Here is a 16,257-nt window from a genome sequence, read left to right as displayed (position 1 = left end):
CGACCCGCTACGACAAGACCGCCGAGTCCTACCAGGCAGCTGTCACCCTCGCCTCGCTCCTGATGTGGGCGTGACTTTTGAAGACAACTCCTAGGCCTGGTCCGTCTCCTGCCGGTCTGCCGCCGCGTGGCGCAGGAACTCCTCCACCAGTGGCTCGTGTGTGCCGTCCCGGGAGACGAGGGACAGTTTCACGATGTCGGCGGAATCGGTGAGGGGCCGGTAGGCGAGGGGGCCCGGGATCGACCGGACCGCCACGTTGGGCACCAGGGTGACGCCGAGGCCGCAGGCCACCATCGCCAGTTGGGTCAGGATGGAGTTGGCGACGTGGCGCGCGTCGGGAATAAACCCGGCTCTGCGGCAGGTCGCCATGAGTTGGTCGTGGTAGTCGGGGGAAGCCTCGCGGCGCAACCACACCCAGGGCTCGTCCGCGAACCGTGCGAGGTCTACCGGATCCGCGGCGTCCCCGGCCAGCGGATGACCTTCCGGCAGCGCGATCACGAACTGGTCGTGCCGCCAGGGCCGCACCCGCAGACCGCGCACCGGTGCGCTCGGCCGGATCACGGCGATGTCGATCTCGTGCCGGGCGACCGCCTCCTGCCCCTCTCCCGTGTCGACCTCCGTGAGGTGCAGGTCGACACGGGGCCGGGCCTTGCGGAAGGCGGACAGCGTACCCAGCAGCGGCTCGCTCAGCGCCGAGGTCACCACGCCGATTCTCAACGTACCCACCAGCCCGGCCTCGGCCTGGGCCGCCACTTCGTGAGCGTGCCGGGCGGCCGCCACCAGCTTGCGGCACTCCTCGGCGAACGCCCGGCCGGTCTCCGTCAACCGCACCCTTCGTTCACTGCGGTCGAACAGCCGCACATCCAGCTGGCGCTCCAGCTGGAGGATCGCCTGACTCAACGGCGGCTGCGACATGCGCAGCTGTTCCGCCGCCCGGCCGAAGTGGAGCGTCTCCGCGACGGCGAGGAAGTAGCGGGCCTGGCGGACCTCGATCATCGAATGCTCCGCATATCAAAGGGAGAGGAAATCAGACCTTCAGTGTATGGGTCTGGGTTGTTTGACTGAACGGCATGACAGTTGAAACTTCCCTGTTGGCCCGGTTCGCGGTACTGGACAGCGCCACGGTGTCCGACGCTCTCGACGCCTGCGGGCTCCCTCCCGGACAGGGCGGTCTGCCTCCGATGTGGGGCACGCCCAAGATGACCGGGTTCGCGCGGACCATCGAACTCGAGCCCATGGCCGGTGAGCACGGAGGGGCGCACATCCTCACGAGTGCGGTCGCGGAGGCCGGTCCTGATGACGTCGTCGTGGTCGCGAACGGCGGCCGTACAGACGTGTCCTCGTGGGGCGGGATCGTCAGCGTTGGCGCCTCGGTGCGCGGCGTCCGCGGTGTGGTCACGGACGGCGCCTGCCGGGACGTCGAACAAGCATGCGAGCTCGGATTCCCTGTGTTCGCCCGCGCCCAGGTGCCGGTGACCGCGCGCGGTCGGCTGCGGCAGAAGTCGTCCGGCGTGCCGGTCTCGCTGGGTGAGGTGACCGTCCACCCCGGCGATGTGGTGCTGGCGGACAGGGGCGGTGTCGTGGTCGTCCCGCGCGAGCGCGCAGCCGAAGTGCTCCGGGAGGCCCAACGGCTCGCGGACCAGGAAGCCTCCATCGAGGCCGAGGTAAGGGCCGGAGTCCCGCTGCCGCAAGCGATGCGGGACGCCCGTCTGGCCGGAACGGAGGCACAGTGATGAGCGACTGCGTCGCGCGGCTCCGCGCGCTGCCGACTGCCGCGATCTCCGATGCCCTCGACCGGGTCGGGATCAAGGGTGCCCTGCACGGCCTGTCCCCTCTGTCCAACGAATTCCGCGCGGTCGGCCCGGCTTTCACCGTCCGCTACACACCCGTTGACGAGGCGGGCAAAGGCACGGTCGGTGACTTCCTCGACGACGTACCGCCGGGCGCTGTCATCGTCGTCGACAACGACGGCCGTACCGATGTCACCGTCTGGGGCGGCATCATGACCGAGATCGCAGCCCATCGCGGCATCGCCGGCACCGTGATCAACGGTGTCTGCCGCGACGTGTCGGCGTCCCTCGCACAGAACTACCCGCTCTTCAGTCGCGGCCGGTTCATGCGCACCGGAAAGGACCGCGTGCGGCTCGTGGCCGTCGGCGAGCCGGTGAACGTGAGTGGAATCGAGATCCGTCCCGGTGCGGTGGTGTGCGCCGACGCCGACGGCGTGGTCGCCGTCCCCGCCACCCGGGCCGAGCGCATCGCCGAGAGCGCTGAAGTCATCGAACGCGTCGAGACGGACATCGTCGCCGCTGCACGCGCCGGCAGCACCCTGCGCGAGGCCCGCGCGGAGTTCGGCTACCACACTCTTCAGACTAGGAGCCGGGCATGACGGATGCGGCCCGCGGACACAGCACCGCCACCCTCTACGAGGCGTCCTCCGGGGCGGCCCAGGCCTGTGATCCCGCCCTGCGCGCCGCCTGGCCGGGAGCCCGCGTGGCCGGTCCGGCGTTCACCGTTCAGGGTGTGGGCGGCGACAACCTCGCCTTGCACCGGGCGGTGGCCGAGGCTCCAGCCGGCAGCATCCTCGTCGTCGACCTTCAGGGCGCCCGGCACGGCCACTGGGGCGAGATCCTCGCGGTCGCCGCCCAGCAGCGAGGCATTCTCGGCCTGGTCGTGGACGGCGGGGTACGGGACACGGCCGAACAGGCGGAGCTGGACTTTCCCGTCTTCGCCCGGCACGTCACCGTCATCGGCACCGGCAAGGTCCACCTCGGCCGGTTCACCGTTCCTGTCCGCGTGGCGGATGTCGTCGTACAGCCCGATGACCTCGTGGTCGGCGACGCGGACGGCGTGGTGGTCGTCCCCGCCGAGGCCGTGGAGGAGACCCTCGAAGGGGCCGACGCCCGTGTGGCGGCCGAGCAGCGGGCCCTCGAAGCCATCTGTACGGGCATGACGACCCTGGAGTACTACAGCTTGCCGACCGGATGAGCTGACGGAGATCAGCCGCGACCGGGCGCGGTGTGCTGCTGCTGGAACCGACCAGGCTCCGGCGGCAGCGCACCGCGCCCTCTTCTTGCTTCTGGCAGGCATGCGTAAGGCCCCAGCCGCGAAGGGGTGGGGCGGCCGGGGCTGTTCCCGCCCAGGCAACGGCGCGTATGAACCGGGCGGAGTCGACAGCGGCTATGCGTGGGCCGAGGGGACTCCCTCGGCCCGGAGTCGTTCGAGTGCCGTGGCGATGCAGGTGATGCCCTCGTCGAGGGTGTCGAGGCCGGCGGCGAAGGATAGCCGGATGTGCCGGTGCCCGCTGGGGCCGAACTCTCCGCCGGCGCGTACGGCGACGCCTCCCGGAGCAGGTAACGCGCCATGGCCGTCGACGGAAGGTCGGTGTCGTAGCGGGCGAACGCGTAGAAGGCGCCCTCGGGCTCGTTGCCGCGGAGCAGGTCGGTGGCGGCCAGTCGCTTCGCCACGAAGTCGCGGCGCTCCTGGTACGCCCTGAGCATGGGCGAGGCGAGTTCGGATCCCAGCGTCAGGGCCGTGAGAGCGGCGCGCTGCACGGCCGCGTTGACCGAGCCTTTGAGGTGCGGTGGACGTGGCGGATCGCGGCGGTGACGTCGGCGGGTGCGATCGCGTAGCCGATGCGCCAGCCAGTCATGGGCGTAGGTCTTGGAGAGGGTGTTGCAGTGGATGAGACGGTCGCGCAGGGAGGCGATGCCGAGTGCATGCCGTCTTAGACGAGGTCGGCGTACGCCTCGTCGACGAGGACGAGCGTGTCGGTGCCGTCGAGGAGTTCACCGAGCCGTGCCAGGTCCTCGGACGGCAGCACCGCGGGGTCGGGTTGGACGGGTTGGACAGGACGACCATGCGCGCGCCGGGCAGCGCGCCGAAGTCCAGGTGGTGGCTCGCGGTCATGGGGACGTGCACCGGTTCGCCGCCGGCCAGGCGTACGGCGTCGGGGTAGAGCGAATAGGTGGGCTCGGGGATGACCACGCGGTCCCCCGGGTCCACGACGGCCAGCATCATCGCCGTGATGGCCGCCGAGCCGCCGTGGCCGATCAGGACGTCGCGTTCGGAGTACGGCTCTGGCGAGAGGCGGCTCGCCTGGGCGGCGATGAGTGCGCGCAGTTCGGGATCGCCGTTGAGGTCGCCGTAGTGGGTGTGGCCGTCCCGGATCGCCTGACGCAGGGCATCGGCGATGGGTTCCGGGGTGGCGAAGTCGGGTTCTCCCATGGCCAGGGACACGGTCCCGGGCGGCGGTGCGAGGGCCGGCCGGAGGGAGGACTACTGAACGCGGGAGATGGCCTGGGACGGCCGGAAGGGAATCATCGGCTGCCTTCGGGGTTCGTCAGCGCTGCGCGCGGGCGTGGAAATCGGCGATCCGGTCCCACATCGCGACGGGGTTGGAGTACATCGGCCAGTGGCCACTGCGCGGGATCTCGGCCAACTCGACGCCGTTCGCGGCCAGTTTCGTCAGGTACGACAGGGAGGAGTTCTGCTCGCCGTACAGGAACATGCGGGGAAAGGGCAGCGACAGGAACATCGTCATCAGGTCGCCGTGGTCGGACAGGTCGACCATCGACTCGAAGATCCCGCGCACCGCACCGGCCCGGACCTTGTGGCGCACGCTCGCCGCGTACAGGGCGCTGGCGAACTGCGGTGCGCGGCGGGCCCGTTCGGTGAAGTCGGACAGGAAGTGTTCGGCATCGTCCGAGGGGTGGGTGAGGATCTGCCGGCTCAGGAAGCAGTCCTCCGGGGCCACGTTGCCCTCGATGTCGACGAAGCTGAGGACGCGGTCGGGCTCCTGGTGGGCCAGCATCAGTCCGGTCAGGCCGCCCATGGAGTGCCCGACCAGGTGGAACCGCGGGATCCCAGCCTGTTCGAGTACCAACTGGGCGGTCCGTACCAGGAACGGGATCGAGAGCCGCGACAGGTCCTCGCAAGCCGTCTCCCCGCAGCCCGGAGCGTCGTAGGCGAGGAAGGGCCGCCCGGCGAACGCGGGGTGGATCGCGACGTCTGCGTAGTCCTCCTTGGTGGAGCCGAAACCGTGCAGGAAGACGACAGGGGTGCCGGTTCCGCCCCGGCGACTCGCGGCGACACTCAGTTTCACACCGTCGACCCGCAGACCGAGGCGCTCCTTCATCACTGCCATGACATCGAGTCCACCAGACCTTTTCCATAGACTCAAAGTCTGACTCTGACTTCCAACGATATGGATTGCCTCTTGATGAGCCTGTGCGCCTGGACTCGTCAGGAGGTCACCTTGTCCTGGGCCACGGGAGCGACGGCTGGGCTCGGTGTGCTGCCGGGCGCGGCGCCGGTACCACGCGGCCATCATCGCCGAACTCGTCAGGGCCGGCGTCGAAATCACTGCCCAGGGGCCAACTCCTGCAGGCCCGCCGGGACCTGGGTCGTCGTCTCGTGGAGATCGAGGAGGCACGCGAGCACGAACGGCTGCTGGACTCCCAGGCCGTCCTGGCCCGCGATCGCGCCCAGCTCGCCCGCGAGATGCATGATGTCGTCTCCCACCAGGTCAGCCTGATTGCGGTCCAGGCCGGGGGCGAACAACAGCGCGCCCATGGTGAGCAGCCGGCGGTCGCAGGAGCGTTCAGCCAGCGTGAACAGGGCCGCGAACAGAGCGAACACCATGTCCTGCATCAGGGTCGCCGGGAGGTGCAGACGAACACGGCGAGCGGGAAGCGCCAGCGCGGTACAGGCCACCGCGGCCACGGCCACAGCGAAGGGGGGAGTCGTCCCAGAGGTTGAGCCAGACGTCCGCGGCCGCGATCGCGACGACCACGGCGTCGACGACCGGATCCGAGATGCGCGCCCACCACGCTCGCGGCGCGGTCACCGCCCTGGCTCCGTCCGCCTCTGGCGGACTTCGTCGAGCAGCCGGCCCGCTGGGCGAGCAGGGCGGCCTGCACCCGGCTGGTGACGCGCAGTTCGGTGAGGATTGCACTGACGTGGTCCCTGACGGTGCCCGCGCTGAGGTGGAGGCGGCCGCCGATGTCGGCGTTGGACAACCCCTCCGCGATCAGCACGAGCACCGCACGCCCACGCTCGGTGAGTCGTCCGACGCGGGCGGCCTCCTCGTCGTCGACCGTGGCAGCCCCCGGATGGCTCTGCCACGCGGCACGGGACGCCTTCGGCGACATCACGACACCGTCAGCCGCCAATGTCCCTACTAGGGTCCGTCTTCAAACGGATCTTGCCCAGAGTAGGAATGACGCGAGACTGACCGCTGCTTCGTAGGAGGTGGCGGTCTTGTCGTATCTGGTGGCGATGCCTCGGAAGCCCTTGAGGCGGTTGAAGCAGCGCTCAACTACGTTGCGGCGGCGATAGATCTGCCGGTCGAATGCCGGTGGCCGGCCTCCGCGATGGCCGCGGTTGTGGCGGTGTCGCTGCTGGTCGGTCTTCTCGGGAATGGTTTGTGCGATGCCGCGTTTGCGCAGGTAGGCGCGGAAGCCGCGTGAGCTGTAGGCCCTGTCCGCGATGACCCGGTCGGGCCTGCACCGGGGACGTCCAAGGCCGGCCCGCGGGACCCGGATCCGTTCCAGGAGGGGGCGGGCGCAGATGCTGTCGTGGCGTTGGCCGGGTGTCAGCAGGATGGCGAGGGGTCGGCCGCGGCCGTCGCAGGCGAGGTGGATTTTGGTGGTCAGGCCTCCTCTGGATCGGCCGAGGGCGTGATCGTCCGGTTCGTCGGGCCGGTGGATCCCCCTTTTGGCCCCGTCGCGGCGGCGTGCTGGTGGGCGCGGACGATGGTGGAGTCGATCTGGACGAGCCAGTCGATGTCGCCGGCCGCGTCCGCGCGGGCCTGGATCTGCTGGAGAGCTCGGGTGAACACGCCGTCCAGGGCGTAGCGGCGGAAGCGGGTGTAGACCGTCTGCCACGGCCCGTAGCGTTCCGGCAGGTCGCGCCAGGAGATCCCGGTGCGGATCTTGTAGACCATCCCGTTGACGACCTGCCGATCCTCCACGCGCGGACGGCCTGTCGCGGCCCGTGGTATGAGAGGAGCGAGTAACTCCCACTCCTGGTCGGTGAGTTCATGGCGACGTATCACCCCACCATGATCCACCACCCGGCGATCTTTGAAGACGGACCCTAGTTGTTCTGGTATGCGGAACCGGAGGGGATCGAGGCTGTCCTGGCTGCGAAGTTCCAGAAGTCGTAGGCGTATCTGGTCCCGAAAGCGTTCCGCGGCCCGCCGCAACGGCCAGCGTCGTCCACGAGAGACCGCGGGCCAGACGCAGCCTGCTGGCCCGAGTCAGCGGGGCATCACGGTGAGACACGAGAGCATCCTGAGTACCGGTTGTCGAAGTCGCAATCCACACCGAACTCAGAAGGCCCTCACCTGTTCAAGCACCCAGCCCGCGTGTCACCAACGCCCCGGGACAGCACCTCTAGGGCGTGTACCGAAAGTGGATCAAGATGCTCGTTCTGGCCTTGGCATGTGTCATGCGATGCTCGCGTCATGACTGATCAACGCGAGGTTGCCATCGTCCGCTGGCCAGGGCAGGCCCCTTTCGTCCAGGATGGGCTGGCAGATCTGCTGGCGGCCTACCATCTGCAGACGCAGGCCGAGAAGGGTGAGGCCGTCGCCGGTGTGGACGGGTTGCCGGACCGCTACCGGATAGAGATCGCGGATCCACAGGCCGTTTTCGTTGACGATGTCGTACTGCTGGCGTTGAGCGGGGACACCGCGGTGGGCTGCCTGGTGGTGACCGCCTCTGTCGACGGACGGTCCGAGTTCAAAAGACTCTGGACGGACCCGGCGTTCCGGGGGCGGGGCATCGCGTCCAGCCTGGTCGGCGCCGCGCTCGCACATGCTGCGGAAAGCGGCGTCAGCGCGGTGCGACTGTCGGTGTGGAAGTGGCGGGCTGGCGCGATCGCCCTGTACGAGCGGCTCGGATTCGCCGTCACCGAGTCGTGGGACGAGCGGGAGCAGCTGGTCTGTATGGAACGAGCCGTGTGAGTGGTCCCCGCCATTCACTGATGGCCGCTACGAGGACGGTCACCTCGTAGCGGACCGCGCGCTTGTCATAGCGCGTCGCCACGGCGCGGTGTTTTGAGGCGTTGAGCCGCTCCACTGCATGCCGCGCCTTGTAGTCCGCCGGGTCGAACTTCGGCGGCCGGCCGTCGCGGGAGTCGCGTTTCTTGCGGTTACAGGCCTCGCCGGCCTTGTCGGGGGTGGTGCAGCGGATACCGCATCGGCGTAGGCAGGCTCGGTTCTTGCGGGAGGCGTACGCTTTGTCGGCGCGGACCCGGTCGGGGCGAACACGCGACCTGCCCGGCCCCAGCCGGGGGACCCGGATGCGGCTCAGGACGACCTCGAACTGCGGGAAGTCGCAGCGCTGTCCGGCCGTGACCACGATCGACTTGGGCTTCTGGCCCTGCTCGACGGCCAGGTGCAGCTTGGTGGTCGGGTGACATCCCAGGTGATCAGGTCCTTCGTGTCAGCCCGGCCCTGCAGTTGGGTGACGATCCGCTGCCAGGTGCTGTTTCGCTGCCAACGGCGGTACAGGTCGTACACCCGGCCCCACGGCCCAGACTCCTCGAGGACGGCCCGCCAGGGAATGCCGGTCCGGACCCGGCAGGACCCGCACGCTCCGTGTCGGGTCGAGGTTTTCGGACCTTGATCGTGGAGCTGCGGCCGCTCCCCTCAGCCCAGGAGCCAGTGCTGCCGGATCAAGCGTGGGGCGTGCCGGGTGAGCCAGGCGCTGGCCAGGCCGATGGCGGCGCCGGCAGCTACGTCACTTGGGTAGTGGGCGCCACTTTGCACGCGCTCGAGTGCCAGCATGGCGGCGGGTACGGCGCACGCTGCTCCGGCGGCCGGCCATGTGGGCGCGACAGCGGCGGTGAATGCCACTGCGGCGGCGGTGTGTCCGGAGGGGAAGGAGGAGGAGTCGGGGCGGTCCTCGACCTCGTGGTGGGGGAACCACTCCTTCGGTGGCCGGGGCCGGTCGGCCAGCTGCTTGCACAGGCCGTTCGAGATCAGCTGCGCCATCACCAGGGCGCCCAGTCCGGTCCCCGCTGCCTTACGGCCGCGCCACCCGCCCAGCCACGCCATGGCGGCAGCGGCGCCACACCACAGTTTCGTGCTCTCGGCGGTCTCCTCCACCGCTGAGAGCACCGTGCCGACGCCGGGCGGGATGCGGGAGGCCACGTCTTTGGTCAGCGACCGATCAGCGTCACGCAATCTCACCAGAAGCCTCATAGGAGGCAGGTATCCCGAGGCCACCGATCCACGCCCAAGATCGCAGGTGACGGGTCACATACCGTCCAGGCGACGCCGGTCCTCCTCGTCCCACTTCCGGGTGTCGCGGGGCGGGGTGTACGGCTCCGAGTGGGCCGGGTGGCCGCCCGCGACGGGCCGCTGACGTACGGTCTCGGCGTCGAACTCCAGCCCCAGCAGAACGGCCAGGTTGGTGATCCACAGCCAGAGGAGGAAGACGATGACGCCGGCCATCGTGCCGTACGTCTTGTTGTAGGAGGCGAAGTTCGCGACGTAGAAAGCGAAGGCGGCGGAGGCGACCATCCAGATGACCAGGGCGAGGAAGCTGCCCGGAGTGATCCGCCTGAAGCCCTTCACCTTCGCGTTCGGGTTCGGGGTCGGGTTCGCCCAATACAGGATCGCGATCATGACGGTGACCAGGACCACGAGAACGGGCCACTTGGCGATCGACCACACCGTGAGCGCCGTGTCCCCGATGCCCGCAGCGGTACCTGCCTGACGTGCCAGGCTGCCGGTGAACACCACGATCAGCGCACTGACCACAGCCAGCCGGCCGGGTTCCGTTGAGGCCTTCGACGGGAACTTCGTTACCTTGGTGATCTCGGCTGGTGGTGGGCATCTTCTCGGTATGAGGTTGGGGGAGGTGGAACGGCTCCGGGTGAGTTAGCTGATCACCGCGCGCGCAGGGTCGTACTGCGGCGGTTTGACGCCGTCCAACGGGTTGTCGCTGTAGAGCCCGAGCCGGTGCGCGTCGAAGAGCACAGCACGCAGCTTGTCGAAGGCGTTGGACTGGGTGGCTTGGCCCACAGCTTCGGGCTGGGCACGAACATGGGCATCCGGGCGACCGGCGAGCACGGCGAGAGCTAGGCCGCGCTACGGCACGTCCGCCGGCACTGCATCACGGTCGACAACCTCCGGGCCGCCGTGACGAAGCTGGTGAACGCTACCTTCGCCGCCCGTGACACCGAATGGTGGGGCCGCGGCAATGCCTGCGCCTCGGACTCGAAGAAGTTCGGGTCTTGGTCCTCGAACTTCATGACCGAGTACCACGCCCGCTACGGCGGCAACGGCGTGATGATCTACTGGCACGTCGAGCGGAAGAACGTCTGCATCTATTCCCAGCTCAAGAACTGTTCGTCATCCGAGGTTGCGGCGATGATCGAGGGCCTGCTGCGGCACTGCACGAATGCCGAGATCGAGTCCAGCTACGCCGACACGCACGGCGCCTCGGTTGTCGGGTTCGCGTTCACCGAGCTGCTGAACTTCCGTCTGCTGCCGAGGCTGAAGAACATCGGCAGCATCCGCCTGTACCGCCCCTACGACAGCCCGCCCGGCTGGCCGGCGCTCGGCAGCTCCCTCACCAGGCCGATCCGCTGCGACCTGATCGAGCAGCAGTATGACCAGATGGTCAAGTACGCCACCGCGCTCCGTCTGGGCACCGCCGAGGCCGAGCGGGTCATGCGGCGCTTCACCCGCGGCGGCCCCAAGCACCCCCACCTACGCCGCCCTCGAAGAACTCGGCCGCGCGGTACGCACGATCTTCGCCTGCGACTGCCTCAGCAACCCCGGTCTGCGCCGCGAGATCCACGGCGGGCTCCAGATCGTGGAGAACTGGAACAGCGCGTACACCGTGCTCCACTACGGCAAGGGCGGCGCTCTGACCGGGCCGGACAAGGAGCACACCGAAACGTCGATGCTCGCGCTGCACCTGCTCCAGTCCGCGCTCGTGCACGTCAACACCCTGCTGGTGCAGCAGATCCTGGCCGAACCGGCATGGGCGAAGAAGCTGAACGATGAGGACCGGCGCGGACTGACCGCGCTGTTCTGGTCGAACATCAACCCGTACGGCACCTTCCGGCTCGACATGGACAAGCGGCTCGACCTGGGACTGCCGGTCAGCGTGCCGCATCCACGCTCCGCCGAAGCCACCACCGCAGCGTCGTAGCCACCGCCGACCGCGCGCTTCCCCTCGGGGCACCGCGCGACGCTCAATTTCGCCCCCACGGCTCGGCGGTGTCAGCGGACTCGCCCGGTGAGACGAGTCCTGTTTCGTAGGCGAGGACGACGGCCTGGGCTCGGTCGCGCAGGGTCAGTTTGGCGAAGATCCGGGCCACGTGGGTCTTCACTGTCGCTTCACTGAGCGTCAGTGCCTGCGCCAGTTCGGTATTGGAAAGACCCCGGCCCATGAGCGTCAACACCTCGCGCTCGCGCGGCGTCAGCGCAGTCAGGTCTCGGTGGACGGCCGGGGTTGCGAGGCCCGAACCGGTTCTGGGGGCGAAGCGCTCCACCAGGCGGCGGGTGATCGAGGGTGCGAGTAGGGCGTCACCGGTGTCGACCAGGCGTACGGCGGCGGCCAGATGCGCGGGGGTGACGTCCTTGAGCAGGAATCCGCTGGCTCCGGCGGCGAGGGCGGCGTAGACGTAGTGGTCGAGGTCGAAGGTGGTCAACATGATCACCCGGCAGTCCGGAGCCTGCGCGAGTATGCGGCGGGCGGCTTCCAGGCCGTCCATGGCGGGCATCCGGATGTCCATCAGTACGACGTCGGGCCGCAGCCTCCGCACGGCGGCAACGGCCTCGGCTCCGTCGCCGGCCTCGCCCACCACGTCGATGCCGCGGGCGGTCAGGATCAGGCGGAAGCCGGTGCGGACCAGTTCCTGGTCGTCGGCGATCACGACGCGAGGGGCGGGCTCGGTGCGCGTCGTCATGGCCGGTCCAGCGGGATCCGGGCGCGGACGCGGTAGCCGCCGCCGAGGCGGCGGCGGGCGTCCAGGTCGCCGCCGTAGACGGTGACCCGCTCCCGCAGGCCGAGCAGCCCGCGTCCCGTTCCGTCCGCCTGGCCCGGAACCGGCTCTTTCCGCGCGGGCCGGCTGCCCGACAGGATGCTCGGTCCGCTGTTCAGCACCTCGACTCGCAGGTAGTGGTCCGCGTATCGCACCGTCACCTCGGCTTTCGCCCCGTCCCCGTGTTTGAGGGCATTGGTCAGGGCCTCCTGGATGATCCGGTAGGCGGTGACATCGATCCCGGTCGGCAGCGGGCGCGGCTCACCCGAGATGCGCATCTCCACTGGCAGGCCGGCAAAGGCGATCCGGTCGATCAGCGGGCTGAGTCGGCTCAAGCTCGGCTGCGGTGACAAGGCCATCCCGTAGGGCTCGTCGTCGCCGTTCTGCGCGGGTGCGAGCAGGCCGAGCAGGTGCCGCAGCTCGGTCATCGTGTTCCGCCCGGCGGTCTCGACGGCGCTCATCGCCGCCGCGGCCTCCTCGGGCATCGTGGCCAGCACCTCGCGGGCGGCCCCGGCCTGGACCACCATGAGGCTCACGTTGTGGCTGACGATGTCGTGGAGCTCGGCCGCGATCCTGGCCCGCTCGGCGTCGACCGCGGTCCGCGTCGCGCTCTCGCGCTCCCGCTCCAGCAGCCAGCCGCGCTCCTCGACGGCCGCTTGGTGCAGCCGCCGCGCCCGAACTACCGCTACGCACAAACACCCAGCAGCGCCAACTGCCACCGCCAGGGCGATGACCAGCCAGATCGTCCCAGATCCCCACACCGGATCATCTTCGCAGCTGCACGACGCGCCCCACATCAGCCCCCGGATGCAGCTCCGTACATCCCTGGGATGACCTGCCCGGACGGATACACCCGGGGGGTGACGCCCCCTCCGCGGGCTCCGTCCTAAGTTTCGAGCCATGACAACTGATCACGGTAGTGCCCCGCAAGTGGTGGTGCGGCTGGATGGCGTGCACAAGGAATACGGCGACGCGAAGGCGTTGGACGGCCTGTCGCTGGAGATCAGGGCGGGGGACGCGGTCGCCGTGATGGGCCCTTCCGGCTGCGGCAAGTCCACCTTGCTCAACATGGTGGCCGGCCTGGACCGGCCGACCTCGGGCACGGTCGAGGTGCAGGGTCATGACCTCGGGAAACTGAACGAGACCGGCTTGGCGCTGTTCCGGCGGCGGAACGTCGGCATGATCTTCCAGTTCTTCAACCTCATCGACGATCTGCCCGCCCTGGACAATGTGGCGCTGGCCGCGCAGCTGACTGGCACCCCGGCCCGGCAGGCGCGCCGCCGTGCTCTGGAGCTCCTCGACGAACTCGGTGTCGCCGAACGCCGGAACAACTATCCGGCGACGCTCAGCGGCGGCGAGCGGCAACGGGTCGCCGTGGCCCGGGCCCTGATGAACCGTCCCGCGCTGCTGCTGGCCGACGAACCGACGGGCGCCCTCGACAGCCGCTCCGGGGAACAGGTGATGGACCTGCTGATCGACCTCAACCAGATCGGCCAGACCCTGTTGATCGTCACCCATGACCCGCAGCTGGCCACCCGCTGCGCCAGCCGGCTGATCGAAGTCGCCGACGGCCGGGTTGCCCGCGAAAGCGCGCTGGAGGCGACCGCGTGAGCGCCGTATGGAGAGCCTCACGCGCGGCCGTCAAGCGCCGCCGGCTCCAGACCTTCGTCATCGGGCTCGTCGTCCTCTGCGCCACCACGACCGTCCTGCTCGCGCTGGGGCTGCTGGCCGCCGCCTCGGGACCCTTCGACAAGGCCTACGCCGAACAGCGCGGGGCCCATACAGTGGCGACTTTCGACACCACGCAGGTCTCGCAGGAGCAGCTGGCGCGGACCGCCCGGCAGCCTGGGGTGGAGGCCGCAGCCGGGCCCTTCGGGCAGGCTGTCGTCGACATCCCCCAAGACTGGCTCTGGACGGCGGGCGGCACCCTCACAGTGGTCGGCCGGGCCGATCCAGCGGGCCCCGTGGACCGGATCGAGCTGCTGGAAGGCCACTGGGCCACCGCGCCCGGCGAGATCGTCGTCAACTGGTCCGTCCAGGGCTCCCCCGGCCCGGAGCTGCTGGGCACCAAACTGGAGAACCCCGGAGGACCGACGCTGACCGTCGTCGGATTCGCCGCCAGCATGAGCAAGTCGGCGAGCGCCTGGGTCTCGCCCGAGCAGATGGCCACACTGCACCCGTCCTCCGCCCAGATGCTCTACCGCTTCACGGACTCCTCGACGGAGGCCCAACTGAGCGCTGGGCTGGCCGAGGCCACCGCGGGACTGCCCAAGGAATCGCTGACCGGCGCGCAGACCTACCTCGCCCTCAAACAGGCCTTCTCTGCCCTCGCCGACTCCTATCTCCCGTTCATGACGCTCTTCGGCATCCTCGGTCTGCTGGTTTCCACCCTGATCGTCGGCAACGTGGTCAGCGGGGCGGTCGTCTCCGGGTATCGGCATATCGGGGTGCTGAAGGCCCTGGGCTTCACCCCGAATCAGGTCGTCGCCGTCTACCTGACGATGCTCTCCGTACCGGCCGTCGTGGGCTGCGTCCTGGGCACCCTGCTGGGCAACATGCTGGCCGGGCCGATCCTGAAGGTCGCGTTCACCGGCATCGATGTGGGCAGGGCCTCGGTCGGCGACATCGGCCCGTGGGTGTCCGTTGTCTGCCTGGTGGGCATTCCCGCCCTCGTCCTGCTGGCCGCGCTGGTCCCCGCCCTGCGAGCCCACCGGCTACCCGCTGCGCAGGCGATCAGCGCGGGCGGCGCGCCGCGGACCGGGCGCGGGCTGCGCGTCCAGCGGGTGCTCGGCGCCACCCGGCTGCCGCGCCCGGTCAGTCTGGGCCTGGGCCAGCCGTTCGCCCGGCCGGCCCGCACGCTGCTGACCATGGCGGCCATCGTCCTCGGGGTCACCACGGTGACCCTGTCGACCGGACTGACCAGCACCATGCTGGCGTTCGGCAACCTCGGGCGGGAAGACGGAGGTGCCAGGATCCAGGTGGAGACGGGAGGGCCGGGCAACGACCGGACGCCTCCCCGGCTCAGTGACCCGCAGATCGAGGAACGGCTGCGCTCCCTCCCGGGTGCGGCGGGGGTGCGGGCCCGCGCGCTGGCCCAGGCGAACATGACCGGGCAGACCCAGCCCGTCTTCGCCGACTTCTACCGCGGGGACGATTCCTCGTACGCCCACATGATCGTCAAGGGCCGTGCGCCGGCCGCGGCGGGCGAGATCGTGGCCGGGCCGTCGTTCCTGACCCAGCGCGGGCTGAAGGTAGGTGACCGGGTCACCCTGGAGCTGAACGGCAAGCAGGTCTCCGCGACCGTCGTGGGTCAGCTCGTCGAGGGCAACGCCCGGGCCTTGGAGGCCACCTGGCAGACCTTCGCCCAACTCGCACCGGACGTCCACGCCACCGAGTACACGGTACGGCTCGCCCCCGGCGCTGACGCTCGCGCCTACGCCGAGGCGGTCGAGGCGCTCGACCCAGGCCTGCGCGCGTCGGTGGCGGACTCGGCGAACGTCGGCACCACCACCGTCGTCACCTTCTCTACGGTGTTCACGGTGCTGCTGACCCTCGTCGCGTCGCTCGGTGTCTTCAACACCGTCCTGCTGAACACTCGCGAGCGGCGCCGGGACCTGGGCATGCTCAAGTCGATCGGGATGACCCCCCGACAGGTGGTGGTGATGACGGTGACCTCGGTCGCCGGGCTGGGCGCGGTCGGCGGGCTGCTCGGCATCCCGCTCGGGATCGTGGCGCACCGCCTCGTCGTGGACAACGTCGGAGTGGTCGCCTTCCCCGCGTATATGAAGGACGTGTGGCACGCGCCGCAGCTGGCCACGATGCTCCTGGCGGGTGTGGCGATCGCCGTCCTCGGTGCCCTGGTCCCGGCCCGGTCGGCGGCCCGGATGACCATCGCCTCGGTGCTGCACACCGAGTAGATCACCCGTCAGCACCAGCCTCTGGATCGGGGTCAGCGCAGGAAGCGGCCCGGTCACGCGTGCGGTCTGTCAGTGGCGAGTCAAGCCACGCGGCCCGCCGCGCCCAGAACCGGGCGATCAGCGCGTCGCCTTCGATCCGACTGGCCGATCTCCGCGAGGTCTGCTCATCGGACTTCCGGCGCCTGATGGATCGTCGGGGTGATGCCGCAGCAGATGCCGGATTTACTGCGGCGGAGCCGGAGGGCGGGGACGAGTATGCGATCGAACCGGTGACCGAACTCGGGGCCCGGGGCGCGCTCAGGTTGCCGCGCGCCCGGGTGGTGCCCCTGTC

At 69.5% G+C, this 16,257-nt stretch carries 17 protein-coding genes and 4 pseudogenes; 9 read left to right on the top strand and 12 right to left on the bottom strand.

The features are described from left to right. Positions 1–90: 90 nt before the first annotated feature. Positions 91–996, bottom strand: a complete 906-nt coding sequence (locus ACIRS4_RS28640; protein ID WP_404201457.1) for a LysR family transcriptional regulator — start codon at positions 994–996, stop codon at positions 91–93. Positions 997–1,070: 74 nt separating this feature from the next. On the opposite strand from ACIRS4_RS28640, the gene ACIRS4_RS28635 reads away from it, so the two are divergent. The 3 genes from ACIRS4_RS28635 to ACIRS4_RS28625 are packed head-to-tail and all read left to right on the top strand — an operon-like array spanning position 1,071 to position 2,988. After that, positions 1,071–1,733: an RraA family protein gene (locus ACIRS4_RS28635; RefSeq protein WP_404201455.1), complete on the top strand. Its 663-nt coding sequence runs from the start codon at positions 1,071–1,073 to the stop codon at positions 1,731–1,733. Further along, the gene (locus ACIRS4_RS28630; protein ID WP_404201453.1) at positions 1,733–2,389 is read left to right on the top strand and encodes an RraA family protein; all 657 of its coding nucleotides are present in this window, start codon (positions 1,733–1,735) and stop codon (positions 2,387–2,389) included. Before ACIRS4_RS28635 ends, ACIRS4_RS28630 begins: the two co-directional genes overlap by 1 nt. Next, positions 2,386–2,988: an RraA family protein gene (locus tag ACIRS4_RS28625; protein WP_404201451.1), complete on the top strand. Its 603-nt coding sequence runs from the start codon at positions 2,386–2,388 to the stop codon at positions 2,986–2,988. The genes ACIRS4_RS28630 and ACIRS4_RS28625 overlap by 4 nt, the downstream gene beginning before the upstream one ends. Positions 2,989–3,648: 660 nt before the next feature. Here the strand turns inward: ACIRS4_RS28625 and ACIRS4_RS28620 are convergent. Both ACIRS4_RS28620 and ACIRS4_RS28615 read right to left on the bottom strand, forming a co-directional pair. After that, positions 3,649–4,227 carry an aminotransferase class I/II-fold pyridoxal phosphate-dependent enzyme gene (locus ACIRS4_RS28620; RefSeq protein WP_404201449.1) on the bottom strand — a complete coding sequence of 193 codons (579 nt, stop codon included), beginning with the start codon at positions 4,225–4,227 and terminating at the stop codon, positions 3,649–3,651. Between the two features lie 115 nt (positions 4,228–4,342). Next, positions 4,343–5,146: an alpha/beta fold hydrolase gene (locus ACIRS4_RS28615; protein ID WP_404201447.1), complete on the bottom strand. Its 804-nt coding sequence runs from the start codon at positions 5,144–5,146 to the stop codon at positions 4,343–4,345. 227 nt (positions 5,147–5,373) lie between these two features. On the opposite strand from ACIRS4_RS28615, the pseudogene ACIRS4_RS28610 reads away from it, so the two are divergent. After that, a pseudogene (locus ACIRS4_RS28610) lies at positions 5,374–5,563 on the top strand (histidine kinase); the annotation flags it as partial. Between the two features lie 316 nt (positions 5,564–5,879). Here the strand turns inward: ACIRS4_RS28610 and ACIRS4_RS28605 are convergent. Together ACIRS4_RS28605 and ACIRS4_RS28600 are read right to left on the bottom strand one after the other, a co-directional pair. Continuing rightward, positions 5,880–6,185, bottom strand: a pseudogene (locus tag ACIRS4_RS28605) (response regulator transcription factor); the annotation flags it as partial. 9 nt (positions 6,186–6,194) lie between these two features. Further along, positions 6,195–7,054 (bottom strand): IS5 family transposase gene (locus ACIRS4_RS28600; protein WP_404201472.1). Its coding sequence is split into 2 segments (ribosomal slippage): positions 6,195–6,698 and positions 6,701–7,054, totalling 858 coding nucleotides; the frame shifts between segments, so codons are not numbered across the junction. Between the two features lie 414 nt (positions 7,055–7,468). On the opposite strand from ACIRS4_RS28600, the gene ACIRS4_RS28595 reads away from it, so the two are divergent. Next, on the top strand, positions 7,469–7,969 hold the full coding sequence (locus ACIRS4_RS28595; protein WP_404201445.1) for a GNAT family N-acetyltransferase: 501 nt from the start codon (positions 7,469–7,471) through the stop codon (positions 7,967–7,969). Here ACIRS4_RS28595 and ACIRS4_RS28590 read toward each other — a convergent pair. The 5 genes and pseudogenes from ACIRS4_RS28590 to ACIRS4_RS28570 form a co-directional block, all read right to left on the bottom strand. Continuing rightward, a complete protein-coding gene (locus ACIRS4_RS28590) occupies positions 7,914–8,366 on the bottom strand; it encodes a hypothetical protein (RefSeq protein WP_404201443.1) in 453 nt (150 codons plus the stop codon). The two genes, ACIRS4_RS28595 and ACIRS4_RS28590, sit on opposite strands and share 56 nt — an antisense overlap. Next, on the bottom strand, positions 8,315–8,572 hold the full coding sequence (locus ACIRS4_RS28585; RefSeq protein WP_404201470.1) for a hypothetical protein: 258 nt from the start codon (positions 8,570–8,572) through the stop codon (positions 8,315–8,317). The genes ACIRS4_RS28590 and ACIRS4_RS28585 overlap by 52 nt, the downstream gene beginning before the upstream one ends. A gap of 84 nt (positions 8,573–8,656) precedes the next feature. Further along, positions 8,657–9,211: a phosphatase PAP2 family protein gene (locus ACIRS4_RS28580; RefSeq protein ID WP_404201441.1), complete on the bottom strand. Its 555-nt coding sequence runs from the start codon at positions 9,209–9,211 to the stop codon at positions 8,657–8,659. Between the two features lie 54 nt (positions 9,212–9,265). After that, positions 9,266–9,778, bottom strand: a pseudogene (locus ACIRS4_RS28575) (YihY/virulence factor BrkB family protein); the annotation flags it as partial. A gap of 114 nt (positions 9,779–9,892) precedes the next feature. Beyond that, positions 9,893–10,036, bottom strand: a complete 144-nt coding sequence (locus tag ACIRS4_RS28570; protein WP_404201439.1) for a hypothetical protein — start codon at positions 10,034–10,036, stop codon at positions 9,893–9,895. A gap of 117 nt (positions 10,037–10,153) precedes the next feature. On the opposite strand from ACIRS4_RS28570, the pseudogene ACIRS4_RS28565 reads away from it, so the two are divergent. Both ACIRS4_RS28565 and ACIRS4_RS28560 read left to right on the top strand, forming a co-directional pair. After that, positions 10,154–10,663, top strand: a pseudogene (locus tag ACIRS4_RS28565) (Tn3 family transposase); the annotation flags it as partial. Then, positions 10,626–11,174, top strand: coding sequence for a Tn3 family transposase (locus ACIRS4_RS28560; RefSeq protein ID WP_404201437.1), 549 nt, complete (start codon positions 10,626–10,628; stop codon positions 11,172–11,174). The pseudogene ACIRS4_RS28565 and the gene ACIRS4_RS28560, both read left to right, overlap by 38 nt. 43 nt (positions 11,175–11,217) lie before the next feature. Here ACIRS4_RS28560 and ACIRS4_RS28555 read toward each other — a convergent pair whose 3' ends face one another. Together ACIRS4_RS28555 and ACIRS4_RS28550 are read right to left on the bottom strand one after the other, a co-directional pair. Continuing rightward, positions 11,218–11,934, bottom strand: coding sequence for a response regulator (locus ACIRS4_RS28555; protein ID WP_404201435.1), 717 nt, complete (start codon positions 11,932–11,934; stop codon positions 11,218–11,220). Continuing rightward, complete coding sequence (locus ACIRS4_RS28550; protein ID WP_404201433.1) at positions 11,931–12,704, bottom strand: sensor histidine kinase; 774 nt, start codon at positions 12,702–12,704, stop codon at positions 11,931–11,933. The genes ACIRS4_RS28555 and ACIRS4_RS28550 overlap by 4 nt, the downstream gene beginning before the upstream one ends. 205 nt (positions 12,705–12,909) lie before the next feature. Between ACIRS4_RS28550 and ACIRS4_RS28545 the strand changes: the two genes are divergently transcribed. Both ACIRS4_RS28545 and ACIRS4_RS28540 read left to right on the top strand, forming a co-directional pair. Further along, positions 12,910–13,620 carry an ABC transporter ATP-binding protein gene (locus ACIRS4_RS28545; protein WP_404201431.1) on the top strand — a complete coding sequence of 237 codons (711 nt, stop codon included), beginning with the start codon at positions 12,910–12,912 and terminating at the stop codon, positions 13,618–13,620. Next, a complete protein-coding gene (locus ACIRS4_RS28540; RefSeq protein ID WP_404201429.1) occupies positions 13,617–15,926 on the top strand; it encodes an FtsX-like permease family protein in 2,310 nt (769 codons plus the stop codon). The genes ACIRS4_RS28545 and ACIRS4_RS28540 overlap by 4 nt, the downstream gene beginning before the upstream one ends. The last annotated feature ends 331 nt before the right edge of the window (positions 15,927–16,257 follow it).

This window comes from Streptomyces sp. NPDC101166 (genome assembly GCF_044768125.1).
GTDB lineage: Bacteria > Actinomycetota > Actinomycetes > Streptomycetales > Streptomycetaceae > Streptomyces.
Note: the sequence above shows the minus strand (reverse complement) of the source record. Positions and strands in the feature narration are given on the sequence as shown.

What these genes read in the sequence shown, in the direction of transcription:
- ACIRS4_RS28640 (WP_404201457.1), bottom strand. Translation starts at nt 996, where the DNA reads ATGATCGAGGTCCGCCAGGCCCGCTACTTCCTCGCCGTCGCGGAGACG.
- ACIRS4_RS28555 (WP_404201435.1), bottom strand. Translation starts at nt 11,934, where the DNA reads ATGACGACGCGCACCGAGCCCGCCCCTCGCGTCGTGATCGCCGACGAC.
- ACIRS4_RS28620 (WP_404201449.1), bottom strand. Translation starts at nt 4,227, where the DNA reads ATGGGAGAACCCGACTTCGCCACCCCGGAACCCATCGCCGATGCCCTG.
- ACIRS4_RS28580 (WP_404201441.1), bottom strand. Translation starts at nt 9,211, where the DNA reads ATGAGGCTTCTGGTGAGATTGCGTGACGCTGATCGGTCGCTGACCAAA.
- ACIRS4_RS28595 (WP_404201445.1), top strand. Translation starts at nt 7,469, where the DNA reads ATGACTGATCAACGCGAGGTTGCCATCGTCCGCTGGCCAGGGCAGGCC.
- ACIRS4_RS28560 (WP_404201437.1), top strand. Translation starts at nt 10,626, where the DNA reads ATGACCAGATGGTCAAGTACGCCACCGCGCTCCGTCTGGGCACCGCCG.
- ACIRS4_RS28630 (WP_404201453.1), top strand. Translation starts at nt 1,733, where the DNA reads ATGAGCGACTGCGTCGCGCGGCTCCGCGCGCTGCCGACTGCCGCGATC.
- ACIRS4_RS28625 (WP_404201451.1), top strand. Translation starts at nt 2,386, where the DNA reads ATGACGGATGCGGCCCGCGGACACAGCACCGCCACCCTCTACGAGGCG.
- ACIRS4_RS28545 (WP_404201431.1), top strand. Translation starts at nt 12,910, where the DNA reads ATGACAACTGATCACGGTAGTGCCCCGCAAGTGGTGGTGCGGCTGGAT.
- ACIRS4_RS28615 (WP_404201447.1), bottom strand. Translation starts at nt 5,146, where the DNA reads ATGGCAGTGATGAAGGAGCGCCTCGGTCTGCGGGTCGACGGTGTGAAA.
- ACIRS4_RS28635 (WP_404201455.1), top strand. Translation starts at nt 1,071, where the DNA reads ATGACAGTTGAAACTTCCCTGTTGGCCCGGTTCGCGGTACTGGACAGC.